Raw genomic sequence first — 18,545 nt, forward strand, 5'->3', positions numbered from 1 at the left:
GATGCTCGGAGCACCTCGCTCGTCGGGGTGACTACGCGCGCCCATTCGGCCTCCGCTCCTACCGGTCCTCCTCCGCTCACGCGGGCGAGGCGGGAGCACGCCGGGCGCCAGGGCGACGTGCCGACCGGCCGTCGCAGACAACCGAACGGGAGTTCGGCGTCGTCGTGCGCCCGGACCCCGAGACAAGGAGAACGACTCATGGCAGTCGTCACCATGCGCCAGCTGCTCGACAGCGGCGTCCACTTCGGGCACCAGACCCGTCGCTGGAACCCGAAGATGAAGCGCTTCATCCTGACCGAGCGCTCGGGCAGCTACATCATCGACCTCCAGCAGTCGCTGGCCTACATCGACAAGACCTACGACTTCGTCAAGGAGACGGTCGCCCACGGCGGCACCATCCTCTTCGTCGGCACGAAGAAGCAGGCCCAGAACGCGATCGCCGAGCAGGCGACCCGCGTCGGCCAGCCCTACGTGAACCAGCGCTGGCTCGGTGGGCTCCTCACCAACTTCCAGACGGTCTCCAAGCGCCTCGCGCGCATGAAGGAGCTCGAGGAGCTCGACTTCGACGACACCACCAAGAGCGGCTTCACCAAGAAGGAGCTCCTCATCAAGAAGCGGGAGCTCGACAAGCTGCACAAGTCGCTCGGCGGCATCCGCAACCTGTCGAAGACCCCCTCCGCGCTGTGGGTCGTCGACACCAAGAAGGAGCACCTCGCGATCGACGAGGCCAAGAAGCTGGGCATCCCGGTCATCGGCATCCTCGACACGAATTGCGACCCGGACGAGGTCCAGTACCCGATCCCGGGCAACGACGACGCGATCCGCTCGGTGAGCCTGCTCACCCGCATCGTCGCCGACGCCGCGGCCGAGGGCCTCATCCAGCGTCACCAGAAGCCCGAGGCCGAGGGCAACGTCTCCGCCGTCGAGCCGCTGGCCGAGTGGGAGAAGGAGCTTCTCCAGGGCCAGGAGCCGCAGGCCGGCGCCGAGACCGAGAAGGTCGCCGACGCCGAGGCCGCCACGGCTGACGAGGCCGTCGCCGAGGCCGAGGCCCCCGCCGCCGACGAGGCTCCCGTCGAGGCCCCCGCCGCCGACGAGGCGACCACCGAGGCTCCGGCCGACGAGACCGCCACCGCCTGACACCCCTCCTGAGCCGGAGCCGGGCGCACTGCTGACCGCAGGCGCCCGGCTCCGCTCGGACAGGCACCGATCGCCACCGCGATCACCACTTCAGACAGACTGGAGTCCCGCAGTCGACCGGGAACCACCGGGTCGACCGGACGCCAGAACCACAGAGGAGTTCGCAGAACTATGGCCACTTTCAGCCTCGCTGACGTCAAGACGCTGCGCGAGCAGCTCGGCACCGGCATGGTCGACACCAAGAACGCGCTCGTCGAGGCCGACGGCGACCTGGACAAGGCGGTCGAGATCCTCCGCCTCAAGGGTGCCAAGGGCAACGCGAAGCGCGCGGACCGCTCCACCAGCGAGGGCCTCGTCGCCGCCGCTGAGAACGGCGGCGTCGCCACCCTGATCGAGCTCGCGTGCGAGACCGACTTCGTCGCCAAGGGCACGAAGTTCATCGCCCTGGCCGACTCGGTGCTCGCCGCCGTCGTCGCCGCCGGCTCCACCACCGTCGAGGAGGCCCTCGCGGCCCCCGCCGGCGAGAAGACCGTCGCCGACCTCATCAACGACGAGGCCGCGATCCTCGGCGAGAAGGTCGAGCTCCGCCGCATCGCCACCGTGCAGGGCGAGAACTTCGCCATCTACCTGCACAAGACCAATAAGGACCTGCCCCCGCAGGTCGGCGTGGTCGTGGGCTACTCCGGAGACGACGCCGAGACCGCTCGCTCGATCGCGCAGCACATCTCGTTCGCCAACCCGTCCTACCTCTCGCGCGAGGACGTCCCGCAATCGGAGGTCGACAACGAGCGCCGCATCGTCGAGGAGATCTCCCGCGGCGAGGGCAAGCCCGAGGCCGCCCTGCCGAAGATCATCGAGGGACGCGTCAACGCGTACTTCAAGCAGGTCGCGCTGCTCGACCAGGACTACGCCAAGGACAACAAGCTGTCCGTGAGCAAGGTCGTGGCCGACGCGGGTCTGACCGTCTCGGGCTTCGCCCGGTTCAAGGTCGGCGCGTAACACGCAGCAGGGGAGTCCGGGTCGTTCAGTCGACCCGGACTCCCTTCGCTCTGCCCGGGGGAGGCCCCCGGGCGTGGTCGCGGGGCGTGCTCCGCGCGGGATAGGTTTGTACGGGTCCACGGGAGGAAGACGTCCATGACGCAGACGGATGCTACGACGACGGGCAAGCGCCGCAGGGTGCTTCTGAAGCTGTCGGGGGAGGCGTTCGGGGCCGGGACTCTCGGGGTGAACCCCGATGTGATCAGCGCACTCGCTCGCGAGATCGCCGACGCCGCCACCGAGGTCGAGATCTCGGTCGTGGTCGGCGGAGGCAACTTCTTCCGCGGCGCCGAGCTCTCGCAGCGCGGCATGGACCGCGGTCGCGCCGACTACATGGGCATGCTGGGCACCGTGATGAACGCCCTCGCCCTGCAGGACTTCCTCGAGCAGGCCGGCGCCGAGACGCGCGTCCAGTCGGCCATCGCGATGACCCAGGTCGCCGAGCCCTACATCCCCCGCCGGGCGATCCGGCACATGGAGAAGGGGCGCGTCGTGATCTTCGGCGCCGGAGCGGGACTGCCCTACTTCTCCACCGACACCGTCGCTGCTCAGCGCGCGCTCGAGACGCACGCCGATGTCGTGCTCGTCGCGAAGAACGGCGTCGACGGCGTGTACGACGCCGACCCGCGCACGAACCCCGACGCGAAGAAGCTCGACACGCTGACCTACCAGGAGGCGCTCCAGCGCGGCCTGAAGGTCGTCGACTCGACCGCGTTCAGCCTCTGCATGGACAACGGGATGCCGATGCAGGTCTTCGGCATGGAGCCGTCCGGCAATGTCGCGAAGGCCATCCGGGGCGCCCGGCTCGGCACTCTCGTCTCGAACTAGACTGACCACTTCTCTCTTCTAAGGAGCCCCCGTGATCTCGGATGTACTCGCCGACGCGACGACCAAGATGGACAAGGCCGTGGAGGTCGCCAAGGAGGACTTCGCCACCGTGCGGACCGGCCGCGCGAACCCCGGCATGTTCCAGAAGGTTCTCGTGAGCTACTACGGCACCCCGACGCCTCTCTCGCAGCTGGCCTCGATGCAGAACCAGGAGGCGCGCACCCTCCTCGTGACCCCCTACGACAAGGGCTCGCTGCGCGACATCGAGCAGGCCATCCGGGACATGCCGAACCTGGGCGCCAACCCGTCGAACGACGGCAACGTCATCCGCGTCACCCTGCCCGAGCTCACGGCCGAGCGTCGCAAGGAGTTCGTGAAGATCGTCCGGACCAAGGCCGAGGACGCCAAGGTCGCGGTCCGGAACATCCGCCGCAAGGGCAAGGACGACCTCGACGCACTCAAGGGCGAGCTGGGCGACGACGAGGTCGGACGCGCCGAGAAGGAGCTCGAGGCCGTCACAAAGAAGCACGTCGACGCCATCGACGAGGCGCTGAAGCGCAAGGAATCCGAGCTGCTCGAGGTCTAGTGGTGGCCGACGAATCCGAGGGCTCCGAGCACGGGGAGGAGCGCAAGCCGCACGTCCCGGGTGCCCGGGGCTCCCGGATGGTCACCCGTGACGCCCTGGTGGCGCGCGCCCAGCAGCGCAAGGCCGACGTCGAGCGCCAGCTCGAGGCGACCAGGGCGCAGCTCGAGGCGACGAACGACCGCCTGACCGCGCGCTCCGGCCGGAACCTCGTCTCGGCCACCCTGATCGGAGTGATCGGCGTCGGCGCCATGGGCGTCAGCCTCCTCCTGATCAAGGAGCTGTTCATGGTGCTCGCGGGGGCGCTGGTCGTCCTCGCGGCGCTCGAGCTCTCGAACGCCCTCCGGCACGCCGGGCGGGACATCCCGCGGATCCCGACCGGCATCGCCGCGGTGATCGTCGTGCCGGCCGCGTACTACGGCGGTATCTCCGCCGCCTGGCTCGCCGTCCTCGGCGGCTCCGCGTTCGTCGCGCTGTGGCGCCTCGGCGAGCAGTTGCTGCGCCGGACGAGCTCGACTCGCCGCGATCTCCTCCTCGACATGGGGCTCGGCGTGTTCGTCCAGGCCTACGTGACCTTCCTCGGCGCCTTCGCCGTGCGCCTCGTGGCCGAGGAGGGCGGACAGCTCTGGGCGCTCTCGTTCCTCGTGCTCGTGATCCTCGTCGACATCGGCGCCTACGCCTCCGGCCTGACCTGGGGCAAGCACCCCATGGCGCCGCGGATCAGCCCGAAGAAGACCTGGGAGGGCTTCGCCGGCGCCGCGGTCGCGGGGATCGTCGCGGGCGTCCTCCTCGCCGTCCTCCTCCTCGGCCAGCCGTGGTGGGTCGGCGCGGTGTTCGGCGCGGTCATGCTGTTGAGCGCGACGCTCGGCGACCTCGCGGAGTCGCTCATCAAGCGCGACATCGGGATCAAGGACATGAGCTCGTGGCTCCCGGGCCACGGCGGCGTGCTCGACCGGCTCGATTCGATCCTCCCGTCGGCGGCCGCGGCCTACGTCCTCTACTTCCTCTTCGCTCACTGACGGGTCGGCAGGGCTCGGCGACGCGCCGCTGCCCGCACTCGGCTCCGCTGTTGACAGAATGTCCGGGTGACCGCTCCCTTCCCGCGCGCCCGTGACAACCGCCCCGGCTACGACGTCGAGGAGGTCGACTCCTTCCTCGCCTCGGCCCGCGAGGCGTACGCCCAGCTCTCGGGCGGACCGGCCGACCTCCGCGCGGCCGACCTCCGCCACACCGCGTTCTCGCTCCGCAAGGGCGGCTACTCCGCACCGCACGTCGACGCCGCGCTCGAGCGGCTGGAGGATGCGTTCGCGAGTCGCGAGCGTCAGTACGCGATCGCCGAGAAGGGCGAGGACGTCTGGCTCAGGGAGGCCCGCGCCACCGCGCAGGAGGTCGTGAACCGGCTGGCCCGTCCGCAGCGCGAGCGCTTCCAGCGACTCAGCGCGCTGACCACCGGCTACAACATCCGGCAGGTCGACGCCTTCGCCGACCGCATCTCCGGGTACTTCCGCGACGGCTCCGTCCTCAGCGTCGACGACGTCCGTACGGTCTCCTTCGCTCCTCAGCGAGGGGGCTACTCGGAGCCGCAGGTCGACTTCGTGCTCGACACCGTCATCGACGTCATGCTGGCCGTCCGCTGACCTTCCGCGCCGTTCCTGGCCGAACGGGCCCGCGTCCGTTATGCTTTCGTAATCGTGGGTCAGCTTGAATCGAACGCCGTCGCCCAGCCTCCCGTCTCCCGGCCCCTGGCCGTGAAGCCCCCGGTTCCGCGTCAGGCCCCAGCACGTCGCTCCCGAGCACGCCTCCCCTTGGCGGTGCTCGCCTTCGCGGCATCCATCGGATTCGTGATGGTGTCGGTCGTCGACCCGTCCAGCGGCGCGGTCGCGTCGCCGTACTACCAGGCGCCTGCCCGCTTCGACGGCGATCCCGCCCAGCGACTCGTGGTCGCCGCTCCGGTCGAGCGCGCCGTGCAGCGCGACACCTTCGACGCGCAGGCGAAGCCGACCCCGACGCCCACGCCCACCCCGACCCCCACCGAGACCGAGGAGGCGGAGGAGGAGCAGCAGTCGGAGCGCTCGGCCGCTCCCGTCGCTCGTTCGGCCGCGCCCGATCCCGGATCCGCGAAGGCGATCGCGTACGACATGGTCGTCGCCCGCGGCTGGGCCGACAGCGAGTACGACTGCCTCGTGCTCCTCTGGACCCGCGAGTCCGGCTGGAACACCTTCGCCGAGAACAAGTCGAGCGGTGCCTACGGCATCCCGCAGGCGCTCCCCGGCAGCAAGATGGCCTCCGCCGGCTCGGACTGGCAGACCAACCCGGCGACTCAGATCACCTGGGGTCTCGGCTACATCTCCGGCCGCTACGGATCGCCGTGCGGTGCCTGGGCGCACTCCGAGGCGATGAACTGGTACTGACAACTCGCGTCCCTGCGCCGACGGGCCCCTCACGACAGTGATGGGGCCCGTCGGCGTTCCCGGCCCGGCTCTCGATAGCCTGAGGGCGTGGACTACGCGCTGCTCGGGGTCGCCGGGATCATCACGGTCGTCACGGTCGCGCGCTTCTCGAGTCGGCTCGGCATCGCTGCACCGCTCATCCTCGTGGTGGTCGGCATCGGCGCCTCCTATCTCCCGGGAGTCCCCGAGATCCACGTCGAGCCCGAGCTGATCCTGGCGGGGGTGCTGCCGCCGCTGCTCTACTCCGCCGCGATCCAGGTGCCACTCACGGACTTCCGCCGGAACCTCCGGTCGATCTTCGGCCTGTCGGTGCTGCTGGTCTTCGTGACGGCGATCGCCGTCGGCGTCTTCCTCTACCTCCTCCTCCCGGATCTCGGCCTCCCCGCGGCGATCGCGCTGGGCGCCGTCGTCAGTCCGACGGACGCCGTCGCCGCGACCTCGATCGGCAAGAAGCTCGGTCTGCCACCCCGCCTCGTGACGGTGCTCGAGGGCGAGAGCCTGGTGAACGACGCGTCCGCGCTCGTCCTGCTGCGCGCTGCGACCGCGGCGACGGCGGTCGTCGGAGCGAGCGTCTCAGCTGACGCGATCGACGTCGGCGAGGTCGGCGTGCTGTTCGTCTACTCCGTCGTCATGGCGGTGGCCCTCGGGCTCGTGATGGGAGTCATCACCGTCTTCGTCCGCTCCAAGCTCCGCGACCCGGTGCTCGACACCGCGGTGTCGTTCGCGGTGCCGTTCCTGGCCTACATCCCGGCGGAGGAGCTTGGCGCGTCCGGCGTCCTCGCCGTCGTGGTCACAGGGATCTACACGGGGCACAACAGCGCCCGCTTCCTCAGTCCGCAGTCGCGGATCAGCGAGCGGGTGAACTGGCGCACCGCGCAGTTCCTCCTCGAGAACGGGGTGTTCCTGCTGATGGGCGCCGAGATCCGGGTGATCGTCGGCGAGGTCGAGCCGGGGGAGCTCGGCATCGTCGAGGCGGTCCTGCTCGGGCTGGCGACCGTGGTCCTCCTCATCCTGCTGCGGACGCTGTTCGTCTGGCCGCTGCTGGTCTGGCTCCGGAACTCCGGGCGGCGGGCGGAGCGGATCAACCGCCGACTGGCGGTCGGAGTGATGCGGCTGCGCAACAGCGCGACGAGCGACGACCGGTTCCGACGACGCCAGCAGCGCGCCGAGCGCCTCTACCAGCGGCGCGAGACCGATCTCGCGGCGACCACCAGCGAGGCGTTCGGCTGGCGCGGCGGAGTGATCCTGTCGTGGTCCGGGATGCGCGGCGTGGTCACGCTCGCGGCGGCCCAGTCGCTGCCCGGGGAGACGCCGTACCGCGAGCAGCTGATCCTGATCGCGTTCACGGTCGCCGTCGTGACGCTCCTGCTGCAGGGGGCGACGCTGCCCGCGCTGATCCGTTTGACGGGCATCCAGGGGAGCGACCGCGACGCCGATCGGCGCGAGCTCGCGACCCTCCTCGACGAGGTCGCGGCGACCGGCATCCAGGCGCTGCCCGAGGCCGTGGCCGAGCTGCCCGAGGGGGCGGTCGGCCCGCGGGTGCTCGAGCGCGTGCGTCGCGACACGCTGACGCGCTCGCAGGTCGCGTGGGAGCAGGTGGATCGCCAGGAGGACGCTCCGCTCGGACCTCACGCCCAGTACCTGATCCTCCGGCGTGCGGTGCTGCTGGCCGAACGGGAGGCCCTGCTCGAGGCGCGGGGCCGCGGCCTGTACTCGTCACGGATCCTGCGCCGCGCGCAGCTCATGCTCGACGCCGAGGAGACGCGGCTCGAGATGGACGACACCTCCCACTGACGGTCGCCCCACCCGGAGCGGCTCCTACACTGGAGGAATGCCGCGCAGCAATCGACCTCGGGGGAGTCGGCGCGAGGGCGACGACGAACCGCGCGACCTGTCGCAGATGATGGCGGGCTGGCGCCGCACCGAGGTGCGATCGGGTCGCGACTGGAACGTGCAGCCCGTCTCGTCCGCCCGGGCCGTGAAGAACTACCTCTGCCCCGGCTGCGGCCAGACCATCGACATCGGCCTCGCGCACGTCGTCGTCTGGCGCGGCGACGGGGCCCTCGGCGACGCGGCGGACCTCGCCGGCCGCCGTCACTGGCACAACCACTGCTGGCGCATCCAAGGAGCACGATGACGAACGAGATCCGGGGTGGCGTCGTCCTCCCCGCGCGGCGCGAGGAGATCGAGCTCCGCACTTCGGACGGGCTGACGCTCGTCGGCGAGCTCGCCCTGCCGCTCGACCGCGAGCCGGTCGCGACGCTCGTGACCCTGCATCCGCTGCCCACCCACGGCGGCTTCATGGACTCGCACATCCTGCGCAAGGCCGCGGCGCGGCTCCCGGCGCTGGCCGACCTCGCCGTGCTGCGCTTCAACACCCGCGGCACGTCGTCGCCGCGAGGCACGAGCGAGGGCGCCTTCGACGGAGGGACGGGCGAGCGCGCCGACGTCGCCGCGGCGATGCAGCTGGTCGCCGAGCGCGGCCTGCCGCATCCCTGGCTGGTCGGCTGGTCGTTCGGCACCGAGCTGGCGCTGAAGTGGGGGAGGGAGCACCCGATCGAGGGGGCGATCCTCCTGTCGCCACCGCTCCACCGCGCCACGGCCGATGAGGTCGCCGCCTGGGCGGCGGACGGCCGGCCCCTGGTCGCGCTGATCCCCGAGTTCGACGACTATCTGCGTCCGGAGGCGGCCGCTGAGCGGTTCGCGTCGGTCCCGCAGAGCGAGCTGGTGCCGGTCGCCGGGGGCAAGCACCTCTGGGTCGGCGAGGCGCAGACGCGCCGCGTGCTGGACGAGATCGTGCGGGTAGTCGCTCCGGCGTCGTCGCCCCTGCCGACGGAGTGGGACGGCGAGCTGGGCTGATGTCCGGGACGGACGAGGGGAGCCCGCGTCGGCGGACTCCCCTCGGTCACTTCGGGCTCGAGCGGGTCAGCGGGTAGTACCCGTGGTGCCCTCGCGGTCGCTGTCGTCCCGATCGGCGTCGTCCGGCTCGGACCCGTCCTGCTGAGCGGCGTCCTCCGTCGCGTCGTCACCGCGCGAGTCGTCACGGCCCGAATCGTCGCTGCCGGACTCGTCGCCGACCGAGTCGTCATCCGAGTCGTCGTCCGAGTCGAGCGAGATCTCGTCGATGTGGCCGATCAGTCCGCGGAGCCCCTTCACGTACCCGGCGATGGCGTCGCGCTCGGTGCGGATCTCGTCGAGACGCCCCTCCGCCGTCGCGACGAGCTGCCGGTTGCGCTTCTCGGCGTCGGCGAGCATCTCCTGGGCGCGCTCGCGGGCCTCGGCGAGCAGGCGGTCCGACTCGTCCTGGGCATCGCGGCGCAGTCGCGTCGTCTCGTCGAGCGCGTCGCTACGGAGCGCGTCGGCCTCGAGTCGCTTGTCGTTGGCGCGACGGAGCGCGTCGGCGAGCTGGAGGTTCGACTCGTCGAGGTAGCGCTGCGTCTGCGCGACGGCCTCCTGGTGACGGAGGAGGTGGTCGCGGTCGGCCTCCTCGCGTCGGGCGGCGAGCTCGACGGTCAGGTCGATGCGCGCCTGCTCGACCTCGCGCGAGAGCGCCGCGGCCTCGTCCGCGGCGGCGCTGCGGAGCCCGGCGACCTCGGCGTCCAGCAGAGCGACGGCCTCGGCCCGGTCGTGCGCCAGGCGCGTGCGCTGGTCGTCGAGTTCGCGGGCGGCGTCGGCGCGGCCGGTGGTGATCTCGGCGTCGAGCGCGGCGCGGGCCGACGCGACGTCGGCGTCGAGCGCGGCGCGGGCGGACGCGACCTCGGCCGCGACGGCGGCCCGCGCCTGGGCGATCTCGGCCTCGACCGCCGCGCGCAGGCGGGCGACCTCGGAGGCCACCTCGGCGCGCTGCAGCTCGGTGCTCTGCGCGAGGCGGGCGGCCTCGGCGCGGGCGATCTCGACCTCGCGGGCGGCGACGGCGCGCATCTCGGCGGCCTCCCGCTCCGCTTCCGAGCGGATGGCCGCGGCCTCGCGCTTGGCCGTCGCGCGCGTCTCGGCCGCCTCGGTGGCCACCGTGCCGCGGATCGCCGCGGCCTCGCGGACGGCGTCCTGGGTCATCACGTCGCGGTCGTCGGCGGCCTTGCCGAGCGTGGCGGCGGCCTGCGCCTCGGACTCGTTGCGGGTGCGGTCGGCGCGACGGCGAGCCTCCGTGACCAGGCGCTCGGCCTCGTCGCGCGCCTCCTGGAGGATCCGATCACCGTCGTCGCGGGTCGAGCGCCGCAGGGCGGACGCGTCGTTCTCGGCCTGGGCGATGATGCGCTCGGACTGCTCCTCGGCGACCCGGAGCGTGTGCTCGAGCTTGGCGCCGAGGCCGGCGTAGGTGGGCGCGCCGACCTGCTGCAGCTCCTTCTCGAGCTGGTCGATGCGCGAGGCGAGCCGCTTGGACTCGCGACCGCTCTCGGCGGCCTGGGTGTTGGCGTGGATCAGCTCGCGCCGCAGACCCTGGATGGCCTTGTCGACCTCGTCGCGGTCGTACCCGCGGAACGCCTGGGTGAATTCGGCCTCGTCGCTTGCCACGTCGTCTCCTCCGGAAGGGTCAGCGCCACGCTCGCGGCACTCCGGGAAGTTTAGTCAGCGGTCCGTGCCGGGCCCGGGGGCGACACCCGCTCGCGGCGCCCGCCGCGGGCACTCTCGGCGGATCTCCTGGGTCGCGCCGAGGGCATCGGCTATCGTGGACTGTCTTTGTCTGTTGCCGTCGTGCCCCGGTCCGGCCGTTCCAGCCGAACCGGCTGAGGCCGCCACCCCGATCCGGCAACGCAGGAGGAGTACTTTCGTGCGGTTCGTCTTCGCCATCATCGCCACTGTCATCGCTGCCGCGCTGATAGCGCTCGGCATCGGTCAGCGGACGGTGTGGGCCCCGCCCGAGTCCCTGACCGCGAGCACCGCCCTCGAGTCGGACGCGCCGTACGCCGTGATCGACGGCAGCGTCCTCGCCTCGAACGAGGGTCGGCAGTCGATCACCGTGGAGGGCGAGGGCGACCTCGTCCTGACCTACGCGCGCACCAGCGACGTGCTCGGCTGGGTCGGCGGGTCGGAGTACGACGAGATCGGCTACGACGCGGAGACCGACGAGCTCACCGCCTCGACCGAGACCGGCACGGCGATCGACCTGGCCGCCGACGTGCTGACGGCCGACGCCGAGATCGTGGATCCCCGCGGCGCCGACCTGTGGCTCGAGCAGCTCGAAGGAGCCGGCAGCATCGACGTCGCATTGGACGTGCCCGAGGACATCTCGCTCCTCATCGCGACCGACGGGACCGCCCCGGCCGCGGACGAGATCCGGGTCAGCTGGCCCGTCGACACCGCTACTCCGCTCGCCGGCCCGCTGCTCGCCGGCGGTGCGCTCTTCCTCCTGATCGGCCTCGGCCTCTACATCTGGGCCTTCGTGCACCTGCGCCGCCAGCACGGCCCGCGCCGCAAGGGGCCGCAGGGTAAGGTCCCGCGTGGGGTCCGGCGTCCGCGCCCCCGCGCCGGGATCCAGGCGTCGATCGCCTCGCCCGCGCGGAGCCGCCGCCGCGGACTGCTCGTGCTGCCCGTCGTCCTGGGCACCAGCGCCCTGCTCGCCGGCTGCAGCTCGGACTACTGGCCCGATCTCGCGGCCGGCGCCACCGCGACTCCCACCGCCACCGCGACCTCCACCGCGGGTGCCGAGCCGGTCGCCGAGATCCCGACCCCGGTCGTCACCACTCAGCAGGCGGAGGCGATCGTCGCGTCGATCGCCGACACCGCCTCCGCCGCGGATGCGGCCCGCGACGCCGCGATCCTCGCCGAGCGCTTCCAGGGCGAGGCGCTCACCGAGCGGACGACGAACTACGAGGTCGTGAACAAGGGCGGCACGATCGACGCGCCCCAGGCGATCCCGGCGTCGCCCGTCAGCGTCGTCCTCCCGCAGGACACCGACACCTGGCCGCGGGTGGTCACGGCCGTGGTCGGCGACCCCGCCGACACCACGACCGCGCCGATCGCGCTGATGATGAGCCAGGCGAGCCCGCGGGTCGACTACAAGGTCGACTACGCGATCTCGCTCGAGGCCAACGCGCGGATCCCCGACGTGGCTCCCGTCACGGTCGGCACGTCGATCGTCGCTCCGGACTCGCGCCTGATGACCCTCGCCCCCGAGACCGTCGGGGCCGCGTACGCCGACATCCTCGCCACCGGCGACGCCAGCCAGTACGCCGAGCTGTTCTCGCCCGACGGCGACACCCTCCGCGGGCAGGTCGGCGTGGACAAGAAGAACGCTGATCGGGAGGCGCTGCCCGACACCGCCTCGATCGAGTTCTCGAACAAGGCCGGCACGTCGCCCACGATCGCCCTGGCGACCAACGACTCGGGCGCCCTCGTCGCCGCGAGCATCGCCGAGGTGTCGACGGTCCGGCCCACCGCGGAGGGATCGACCGTCTCGACCTCCGGTGCCTCGCAGACCCTGCTCGGCACCGACAAGTCGACGACGGGGATCGAGACCACCTACGGTTATCAGTTGTTGTTCTACGTACCGCCCGTCGGATCGGAGGAGAAGATCGTGATGCTCGGATGGAGCCAGGGACTCGTCTCGGTGGTGCAGCTGCCGTGAGCGCCGTCCCGCCCCTGCCCGGAAACCTCCGCGGCGCCGTCGACCTGTCGAGCCTGGTGAACCGGCGCGCGCCCCAGGCGCCCGCTCCGGCCGCCGCTCCCGGAGGCGCGCCCGCCGGATCCGCTCCCGCCAACCCGCTGCTGCTGACCGCCGGGGACGCCGAGTTCGATCAGGTCGTCCAGCTCTCGTCGCGCGTGCCGGTGATCGTGGACCTCCGCGGCTCCTGGTCCGAGCAGAGCACGAGCATGACCGCACTGCTCGAGAAGGTGGTCGTCTCGTACGCCGGAGCGTTCGTGCTCGTCGGCGTCGATGCGGAGTCGAGCCCCCAGCTCGCCCAGGCGTTCCAGGTGCAGTCCGTGCCGACCGTCGCCGCCGTCATCGCCGGGCGCCCGGTGCCGCTGTTCAGCGGCCTGATCGCCGAGGAGCAGCTCCGCGACCTGCTCGAGCAGCTGCTCCAGCTCGCCGCGCAGAACGGAGTGACGGGGTCGGTCCCCGTCGAGGGCATCGCTGCCGAGGACGGTGCCGAACCCGAGGCAGCCCCGCTGCCCCCGCACCACCAGGAGGCGTACGACGCGATCGACGCCGGCGACTACGACGCCGCGATCACCGAGTACGAGACCGCCATCGCGCAGAACCCGCGCGACGACCTCGCCGTCGCCGGCCTCGCCCAGGTCAAGCTGCTCAAGCGACTCCAGGGCAGGACGCTGGAGGAGGTGCGCTCGACCGCCGCCGCCGAACCGTCCAACCTCGACGCGCAGCTCGCCGTCGCCGACCTCGACGTCTCCGGCGGCCACGTCGAGGACGCCTTCGACCGGCTCCTGTCGATCTTCCCCCGGCTCGACGCCGACGGGAAGGCCGCCGTGCGCGCCCGACTGCTCGAGCTGTTCGAGATCGTCGGGACGACGGACCCGCGCGTCAACAAGGCCAGGGCGCGGCTGACGGGTTTGCTGTACTGAGTTCTCTTGCGGGGCGAGCGCGAGCGCTCGCCCCGCCGCGGTCGGCTGGGTGGGTGGTCGCGTTTCCGGGAGCGGGGTGCCCACGGCTCGCTCGAAACGCTGACACGCGTTTCTCGCCCATCGCCTTCGAGAGGGCGCGTGGTCGGTCCACGGGAGGTTGTCGGCGAGCTCCGCTGCGCGGTCGGGTCGAGAGGTGTCGTCGTTCTGAGCGTGCTGCGCACGGCTCCTTCGACTGAGCGTGCTGGCCACGGCTCCTCGACTGAGCGTGCTGCGCACGGCTCCCTCGAGCGTGCGTGCTGCGCAGAGCTCGCTCCGGGCATGACGCGAGCGTTGGTCGCCGGTGAATGTGCTTCGAACGACTCCGCCGCGGGCGCGCGGAGGAGGCTTGCGGACGGTTGTGGGTGGTCGGCCGGTGGGGGGAACGAGAACGGCGGGCGGAGGGGCGCTGGGCGCCCGCTCCGCCCGCCGGTGAGGGGGCCGAGGGTCAGTCGGAGGCGGGGCGCAGGTAGAGAGCGGCCAGCGGGGGGAGGACGACCTCGGCGGAGGCGGGGCGGCCGGACCACGGCTCGTCCTTGGCCTCGACGGAGCCGAAGTTGCCCACACCGGAGCCGCCGTAGATCTCGGCGTCGGTGTTGACGAGCTCCTCCCAGCGGCCGGCGACGGGCAGGCTGACCCGGTAGCCGTGCACAGGCGAGCCCGAGAAGTTCACGATCACCGCGACCGGCCGACCCTGCTTGTCCTTGCGCAGGAACGAGATGACGTTCGGAGCGGCGGAACCGCCGTCGATCCACTCGAAGCCCGCCTGATCGAAGTCGAGCTCCCACAGCGACGGCGTCTCGCGGTACACGCGGTTCAACTGGCCGACGAGATCGAAGAGACCGCGGTGCGCGGGCTGGTCGAGGATCCACCAGTCCAGGCCCCGCTCCTCCGACCACTCGGAGTACTGGCCGAACTCCTGGCCCATGAAGAGCAGCTGCTTGCCGGGGTGCGCCCACATGAATGCCAGGTAGGCCCGCAGGTTCGCGCGCTGCTGCCAGTGGTCGCCGGGCATCTTCTGGATCAGCGACCCCTTGCCGTGCACGACCTCGTCGTGGCTGATCGGCAGGACGAAGTTCTCGCTGAAGGCGTAGACGAACGAGAAGGTGATCTCGCCCAGGTGGTACTGGCGCCACAGCGGATCGTTCGCCATGTAGTTCAGCGAGTCGTGCATCCAGCCCATGTTCCACTTGAGCCCGAAGCCGAGCCCGCCCGAGACGGTGGGCTGCGTGACGCCCGGCCAGCTGGTCGACTCCTCGGCGATCATCATGATGCCGGGGTAGAGCTTGTAGGCCGTCGCGTTCACCTCCTGCAGGAAGCTGATCGCCTCGAGGTGCTCGCGACCGCCGTGCTCGTTCGGCAGCCACTCGCCCTCCTTGCGGGAGTAGTCGAGGTACAGCATCGAGGCGACCGCGTCGACGCGGAGTCCGTCGACGTGGAACTCCTCGAGCCAGTAGAGCGCGTTCGCGACGAGGAAGTTGCGGACCTGCGTGTGACCGAAGTCGAAGACGTAGGTGCCCCAGTCCATCTGCTCGCCCCGGCGCCAGTCCGGGTGCTCGTAGAGCGGCTCGCCGTCGAAGCGGGCGAGCGCGAAGTCGTCCTTCGGGAAGTGCCCGGGGACCCAGTCGACGATGACACCGATGCCGGCCTGGTGGAGCCGGTCGATCAGGTACTTCAGGTCGTCGGCCGTGCCGAAGCGGCTGGACGCCGCGTAGTAGCCGGTGACCTGGTAGCCCCAGGAGCCGCCGAACGGGTGCTCGGCGAGCGGCATGAACTCGACGTGGGTGAAGCCGAGCTCGGTCACGTACTCGATCAGCGGATCCGCCAGATCGCGGTAGCCGAGTCCGGGACGCCAGGAGCCGAGGTGCATCTCGTAGACGCTGAGCGCCTGCGTGTGCGGATCGACCGCCGCGCGCTGCGCCATCCAGTCGCCGTCGCTCCACTGGTGGTGCGAGACCGCGATGCGCGAGGCGGTCGCCGGCGGGACCTCGGTCGAGCGGGCCATCGGGTCGGCCTTGCGGACCCAGTGGCCGTCGCGCGAGAGCAGATCGAACTTGTAGGGCGCGCCGGGCTCGAGGCCGGGGACGAAGATCTCCCAGACACCGGTGACGCCGAGATTGCGGAGGGCGTGGCCCTCGCCGCTCCACTGGTTGAAGTCGCCGACCACGCGAACCGCCTGGGCGTGCGGCGCCCAGACCGAGAACGAGGTGCCCCAGACACCCTCGTGCTCGCGGTGGCAGGCGCCGAGCGCCTCCCACAGCCGCTCGTGGCGACCCTCGCCGATGAGGTAGAGGTCGAAGTCGCCGACGGTCTTCGAGAACCGGTACGGGTCCTCCGTCGTCCACTCGCTGCCGTCACCGTAGCGGGCCTCGATCGTGTACGCCTGCGGGCCGAGGATGTGGAAGCCCTGCCAGATGCCGTCGTGGAGGTGGGTCAGCTCGACACGAACGCCGGTCGAGAGCACCGCGACGACCTTCTCGGCGAGGGGTCGCCGGGTGCGCACCACGGTCACGGGATCCGCGACGCCCTGCGCAGCGACCACGTGCTGGCCGAGCACGTGGTGGGGGAGCGCGTTGCTGCCGGTCGCGAGCTGCTGGAGGATCCACTCCTCGATGACGGGGAGCTCGATGCCGGAGGAGCCCTCGACGACCGGGTCGGAGGCGGTCGAGGAGCCGCCCGACGGAGCCGCGGCCTCGTCGGTGCCGAAGCCGGTGGTCGTCGCCGAGCTCGTGCCGGTCGTCACGACGGTGTCGACGCGCGGGGCGAGGCCCGCCTGCTCGGCCGGGGTGGCGGTGTCGTCGCCGGGGGTGGTGCCGCTCATCGCTCGTCCGCCTTCACGCTCAGGATGTGCACCGGCTCGACGAACGAGTCCAGCCGCACGTAGTTGTCGCTCGACCAGGTCCAGACGGCCCCGGTGATCAGGTCCTCGACCTGGAACGAGTCGCCCCACTCCAGACCCAGTGCGGGCAGGTCGAGGTGCACGGTCGTCTCGCGGGCGGAGTGAGGATCCGTGTTGACCACGACGATCAGGGTGTCGGCGCTGCCGGTGCCCGTGAACTCCTTCTGCAGGTGCTTCGTGTAGACGATGATCGCCTCGTCGTCGCTGCGGTGCACCTGGAGGTTGCGGCGCTGCGCGAGTGCGGGGTGCGTCTTCCGGATCTCGTTGAGCCGGGTGATGTACGGCGCGAGCGAGCGTCCGGAGGCGTCCGCCGCCGCCCAGTCGCGCGTCTTGTACTCGAACTTCTCGTTGTCGATGTTCTCCTCGGCGCCCGGGCGCGCGACGTTCTCGACGAGCTCGTAGCCGGCGTAGACGCCCCAGAGCGGCGAGGCCGTGGCCGCGAGGGCCGCGCGCACCTTGTAGGCCGCCGGTCCGCCGTACTGCAGGTACTCGGTGAGGATGTCCGGCGTGTTCACGAAGAGGTTCGGCCGCATGTAATCGGCCGTCTCGTGCGAGATGCTCGTGAAGAACTCCTCGAGCTCCTCCTTGGTGTTGCGCCAGGTGAAGTACGAGTACGACTGCTGGAAGCCCACCTTGCCCAGCGCCCGCATGATCGCGGGGCGCGTGAACGCCTCGGCGAGGAACACGACGTCGGGGTGCTCGGCGTTGACCTCGTGGATGATCCACTCCCAGAAGTCGAGCGGCTTCGTGTGCGGGTTGTCGACGCGGAAGATCCGGACTCCGAGCGAGATCCAGTAGCGCAGGATCCGCAGCGACTCCTGGCGGATGCCCTGGGGGTCGTTGTCGAAGTTGATCGGGTAGATGTCCTGGTACTTCTTCGGCGGGTTCTCGGCGTAGGCGATGGTGCCGTCCGGGAGGGTCGTGAACCACTCCGGGTGGCTCGTGACCCACGGGTGATCCGGCGAGGCCTGCAGCGCGAAGTCGAGGGCGAGCTCGAGGCCCGCCTCCTTCACGGCGTCGTGGAACGCGGTGAAGTCCTCGACGGTGCCGAGGTCGGGGTGGATCGCGTCGTGGCCGCCCTCGGCGGCGCCGATCGCCCACGGGGAGCCCGGGTCGGCCGGGCCGGCGTTCAGCGTGTTGTTCGGTCCCTTGCGGAACGTGCGGCCGATCGGGTGGATCGGCGGCAGGTAGAGCACGTCGAAGCCCATGGCGGCGACGGCGGGGAGGCGCCCGGCAGCGGTGCGGAAGGTCCCGCTCGTGACCGTCCCGTCCTCGTTGCGCACCGCGCCCTCGGAGCGCGGGAAGAACTCGTACCAGGCGCCGACGCCCGCGCGGGTGCGCTCGACGTGCACGACGCGCGGCACCGACAGGCTCGAGAGGCTCATCACCGGGCGCGCCGTGAGCGCCCCGTGGACAGCGGCGTCCTCGGCGGCCGCGAGGCGCGCCTCCGGAGCGAGCGAGGTGTCGGCGACGCTCGCCGCCGTGTCGGCCAGCAGGGTGCGCTCGGTCCCCGAGCGCGACTCGTCGCCGGCGGCCGAGCGGAGCAGTCCCGCACCCACCGCGAAGGTGACCTCGACGTCGAGGCCGGCCGGGATCTTGATCTCGGCCGTGTGCAGCCAGGTCGCCCAGTCGTCGGCGAAGGAGCGGATGCGGTAGGTCCAGTCGCCCTCGGCGTCCAGGCGGACGAGCCGGCCGTAGCGGTCGGTCCCGGTCGCGATCAGGCTCATGCGGTGCTCGGACTCGGCGCCCGAGGGCGAGGTGAGGAGCAGGTCGACGCCGATGAGGTCGTGGCCCTCGCGGAACGCGGTCGCCGCGAACGGCACCACCTCTCCGACGAAGGCCTTCGCCGGCCAGCGGTCGTCCTCGAGCCGCGGCTGCGGGTCGATGATCGGGAGGCGCTCGGCTCGGGTGCGGTATCCGCGGCCGACGGGGGCGGGTGCCGCCGGTTCCGCGACCGGCGCGGGTTCGGGGGGCGTCACCGCCTCGGGGGTCGGAGCGGGGCGCCCGCGGGCCGCTCGCCGTGCGTCTTTGCCGTGTGAGGACGTGCCGAAAG

At 71.4% G+C, this 18,545-nt stretch carries 15 protein-coding genes; 12 read left to right on the forward strand and 3 right to left on the reverse strand.

All coding sequences use genetic code 11. From position 1 onward, the window contains the following. Positions 1–198: 198 nt before the first annotated feature. The 10 genes from rpsB (at position 199) to C1I63_RS13340 (ending at position 8,895) form a co-directional block, all read left to right on the forward strand. Positions 199–1,137 carry a 30S ribosomal protein S2 gene (gene rpsB, locus C1I63_RS13295; protein ID WP_055792555.1) on the forward strand — a complete coding sequence of 313 codons (939 nt, stop codon included), beginning with the start codon at positions 199–201 and terminating at the stop codon, positions 1,135–1,137. Positions 1,138–1,308: 171 nt separating this feature from the next. Beyond that, positions 1,309–2,136, forward strand: a complete 828-nt coding sequence (gene tsf / locus C1I63_RS13300; protein WP_055792551.1) for a translation elongation factor Ts — start codon at positions 1,309–1,311, stop codon at positions 2,134–2,136. A gap of 135 nt (positions 2,137–2,271) precedes the next feature. Next, positions 2,272–3,003: a UMP kinase gene (pyrH, locus tag C1I63_RS13305; RefSeq protein ID WP_055792548.1), complete on the forward strand. Its 732-nt coding sequence runs from the start codon at positions 2,272–2,274 to the stop codon at positions 3,001–3,003. Positions 3,004–3,034: 31 nt separating this feature from the next. Next, entirely contained in the window at positions 3,035–3,589 is a 555-nt protein-coding gene (gene frr / locus C1I63_RS13310) for a ribosome recycling factor (protein ID WP_056867011.1), read from the forward strand. Positions 3,590–3,591: 2 nt separating this feature from the next. Then, the gene (locus C1I63_RS13315) at positions 3,592–4,605 is read left to right on the forward strand and encodes a phosphatidate cytidylyltransferase (RefSeq protein ID WP_244907074.1); all 1,014 of its coding nucleotides are present in this window, start codon (positions 3,592–3,594) and stop codon (positions 4,603–4,605) included. A gap of 66 nt (positions 4,606–4,671) precedes the next feature. Continuing rightward, positions 4,672–5,223 carry a DivIVA domain-containing protein gene (locus tag C1I63_RS13320; protein ID WP_055792541.1) on the forward strand — a complete coding sequence of 184 codons (552 nt, stop codon included), beginning with the start codon at positions 4,672–4,674 and terminating at the stop codon, positions 5,221–5,223. 174 nt (positions 5,224–5,397) lie between these two features. After that, positions 5,398–5,997 (forward strand): aggregation-promoting factor C-terminal-like domain-containing protein, encoded by a 600-nt coding sequence (locus C1I63_RS13325; protein ID WP_244907214.1) that lies wholly within the window; start codon positions 5,398–5,400, stop codon positions 5,995–5,997. A gap of 87 nt (positions 5,998–6,084) precedes the next feature. After that, positions 6,085–7,830 (forward strand): cation:proton antiporter, encoded by a 1,746-nt coding sequence (locus C1I63_RS13330; RefSeq protein ID WP_107575089.1) that lies wholly within the window; start codon positions 6,085–6,087, stop codon positions 7,828–7,830. A 37-nt stretch (positions 7,831–7,867) separates the two neighbouring features. Then, complete coding sequence (locus C1I63_RS13335) at positions 7,868–8,173, forward strand: hypothetical protein (protein ID WP_055792532.1); 306 nt, start codon at positions 7,868–7,870, stop codon at positions 8,171–8,173. Next, on the forward strand, positions 8,170–8,895 hold the full coding sequence (locus C1I63_RS13340; RefSeq protein WP_107575090.1) for an alpha/beta hydrolase: 726 nt from the start codon (positions 8,170–8,172) through the stop codon (positions 8,893–8,895). The genes C1I63_RS13335 and C1I63_RS13340 overlap by 4 nt, the downstream gene beginning before the upstream one ends. A 66-nt stretch (positions 8,896–8,961) precedes the next feature. Here C1I63_RS13340 and C1I63_RS13345 read toward each other — a convergent pair whose 3' ends face one another. Continuing rightward, positions 8,962–10,548: a DivIVA domain-containing protein gene (locus C1I63_RS13345; RefSeq protein WP_107575091.1), complete on the reverse strand. Its 1,587-nt coding sequence runs from the start codon at positions 10,546–10,548 to the stop codon at positions 8,962–8,964. Between the two features lie 256 nt (positions 10,549–10,804). On the opposite strand from C1I63_RS13345, the gene C1I63_RS13350 reads away from it, so the two are divergent. After that, the gene (locus C1I63_RS13350; protein ID WP_107575092.1) at positions 10,805–12,601 is read left to right on the forward strand and encodes a DUF8094 domain-containing protein; all 1,797 of its coding nucleotides are present in this window, start codon (positions 10,805–10,807) and stop codon (positions 12,599–12,601) included. Next, positions 12,598–13,557, forward strand: a complete 960-nt coding sequence (locus C1I63_RS13355) for a tetratricopeptide repeat protein (protein WP_107575093.1) — start codon at positions 12,598–12,600, stop codon at positions 13,555–13,557. Before C1I63_RS13350 ends, C1I63_RS13355 begins: the two co-directional genes overlap by 4 nt. A gap of 484 nt (positions 13,558–14,041) precedes the next feature. On the opposite strand, the gene glgB is transcribed toward C1I63_RS13355, so the two are convergent. Both glgB and C1I63_RS13365 read right to left on the reverse strand, forming a co-directional pair. Continuing rightward, entirely contained in the window at positions 14,042–16,414 is a 2,373-nt protein-coding gene (glgB, locus tag C1I63_RS13360) for a 1,4-alpha-glucan branching protein GlgB (protein ID WP_107575094.1), read from the reverse strand. After that, on the reverse strand, positions 16,411–18,471 hold the full coding sequence (locus tag C1I63_RS13365; RefSeq protein ID WP_425326978.1) for an alpha-1,4-glucan--maltose-1-phosphate maltosyltransferase: 2,061 nt from the start codon (positions 18,469–18,471) through the stop codon (positions 16,411–16,413). Before C1I63_RS13365 ends, glgB begins: the two co-directional genes overlap by 4 nt. Positions 18,472–18,545: the final 74 nt, after the last annotated feature.

This window comes from Rathayibacter caricis DSM 15933 (genome assembly GCF_003044275.1).
In the GTDB taxonomy this organism is placed as follows: domain Bacteria; phylum Actinomycetota; class Actinomycetes; order Actinomycetales; family Microbacteriaceae; genus Rathayibacter; species Rathayibacter caricis.

Coding starts and splice junctions, on each gene's coding strand:
- glgB (WP_107575094.1), bottom strand. CDS start 16,414: ATGAGCGGCACCACCCCCGGCGACGACACCGCCACCCCGGCCGAGCAG.
- C1I63_RS13335 (WP_055792532.1), top strand. CDS start 7,868: ATGCCGCGCAGCAATCGACCTCGGGGGAGTCGGCGCGAGGGCGACGAC.
- C1I63_RS13340 (WP_107575090.1), top strand. CDS start 8,170: ATGACGAACGAGATCCGGGGTGGCGTCGTCCTCCCCGCGCGGCGCGAG.
- tsf (WP_055792551.1), top strand. CDS start 1,309: ATGGCCACTTTCAGCCTCGCTGACGTCAAGACGCTGCGCGAGCAGCTC.
- rpsB (WP_055792555.1), top strand. CDS start 199: ATGGCAGTCGTCACCATGCGCCAGCTGCTCGACAGCGGCGTCCACTTC.
- pyrH (WP_055792548.1), top strand. CDS start 2,272: ATGACGCAGACGGATGCTACGACGACGGGCAAGCGCCGCAGGGTGCTT.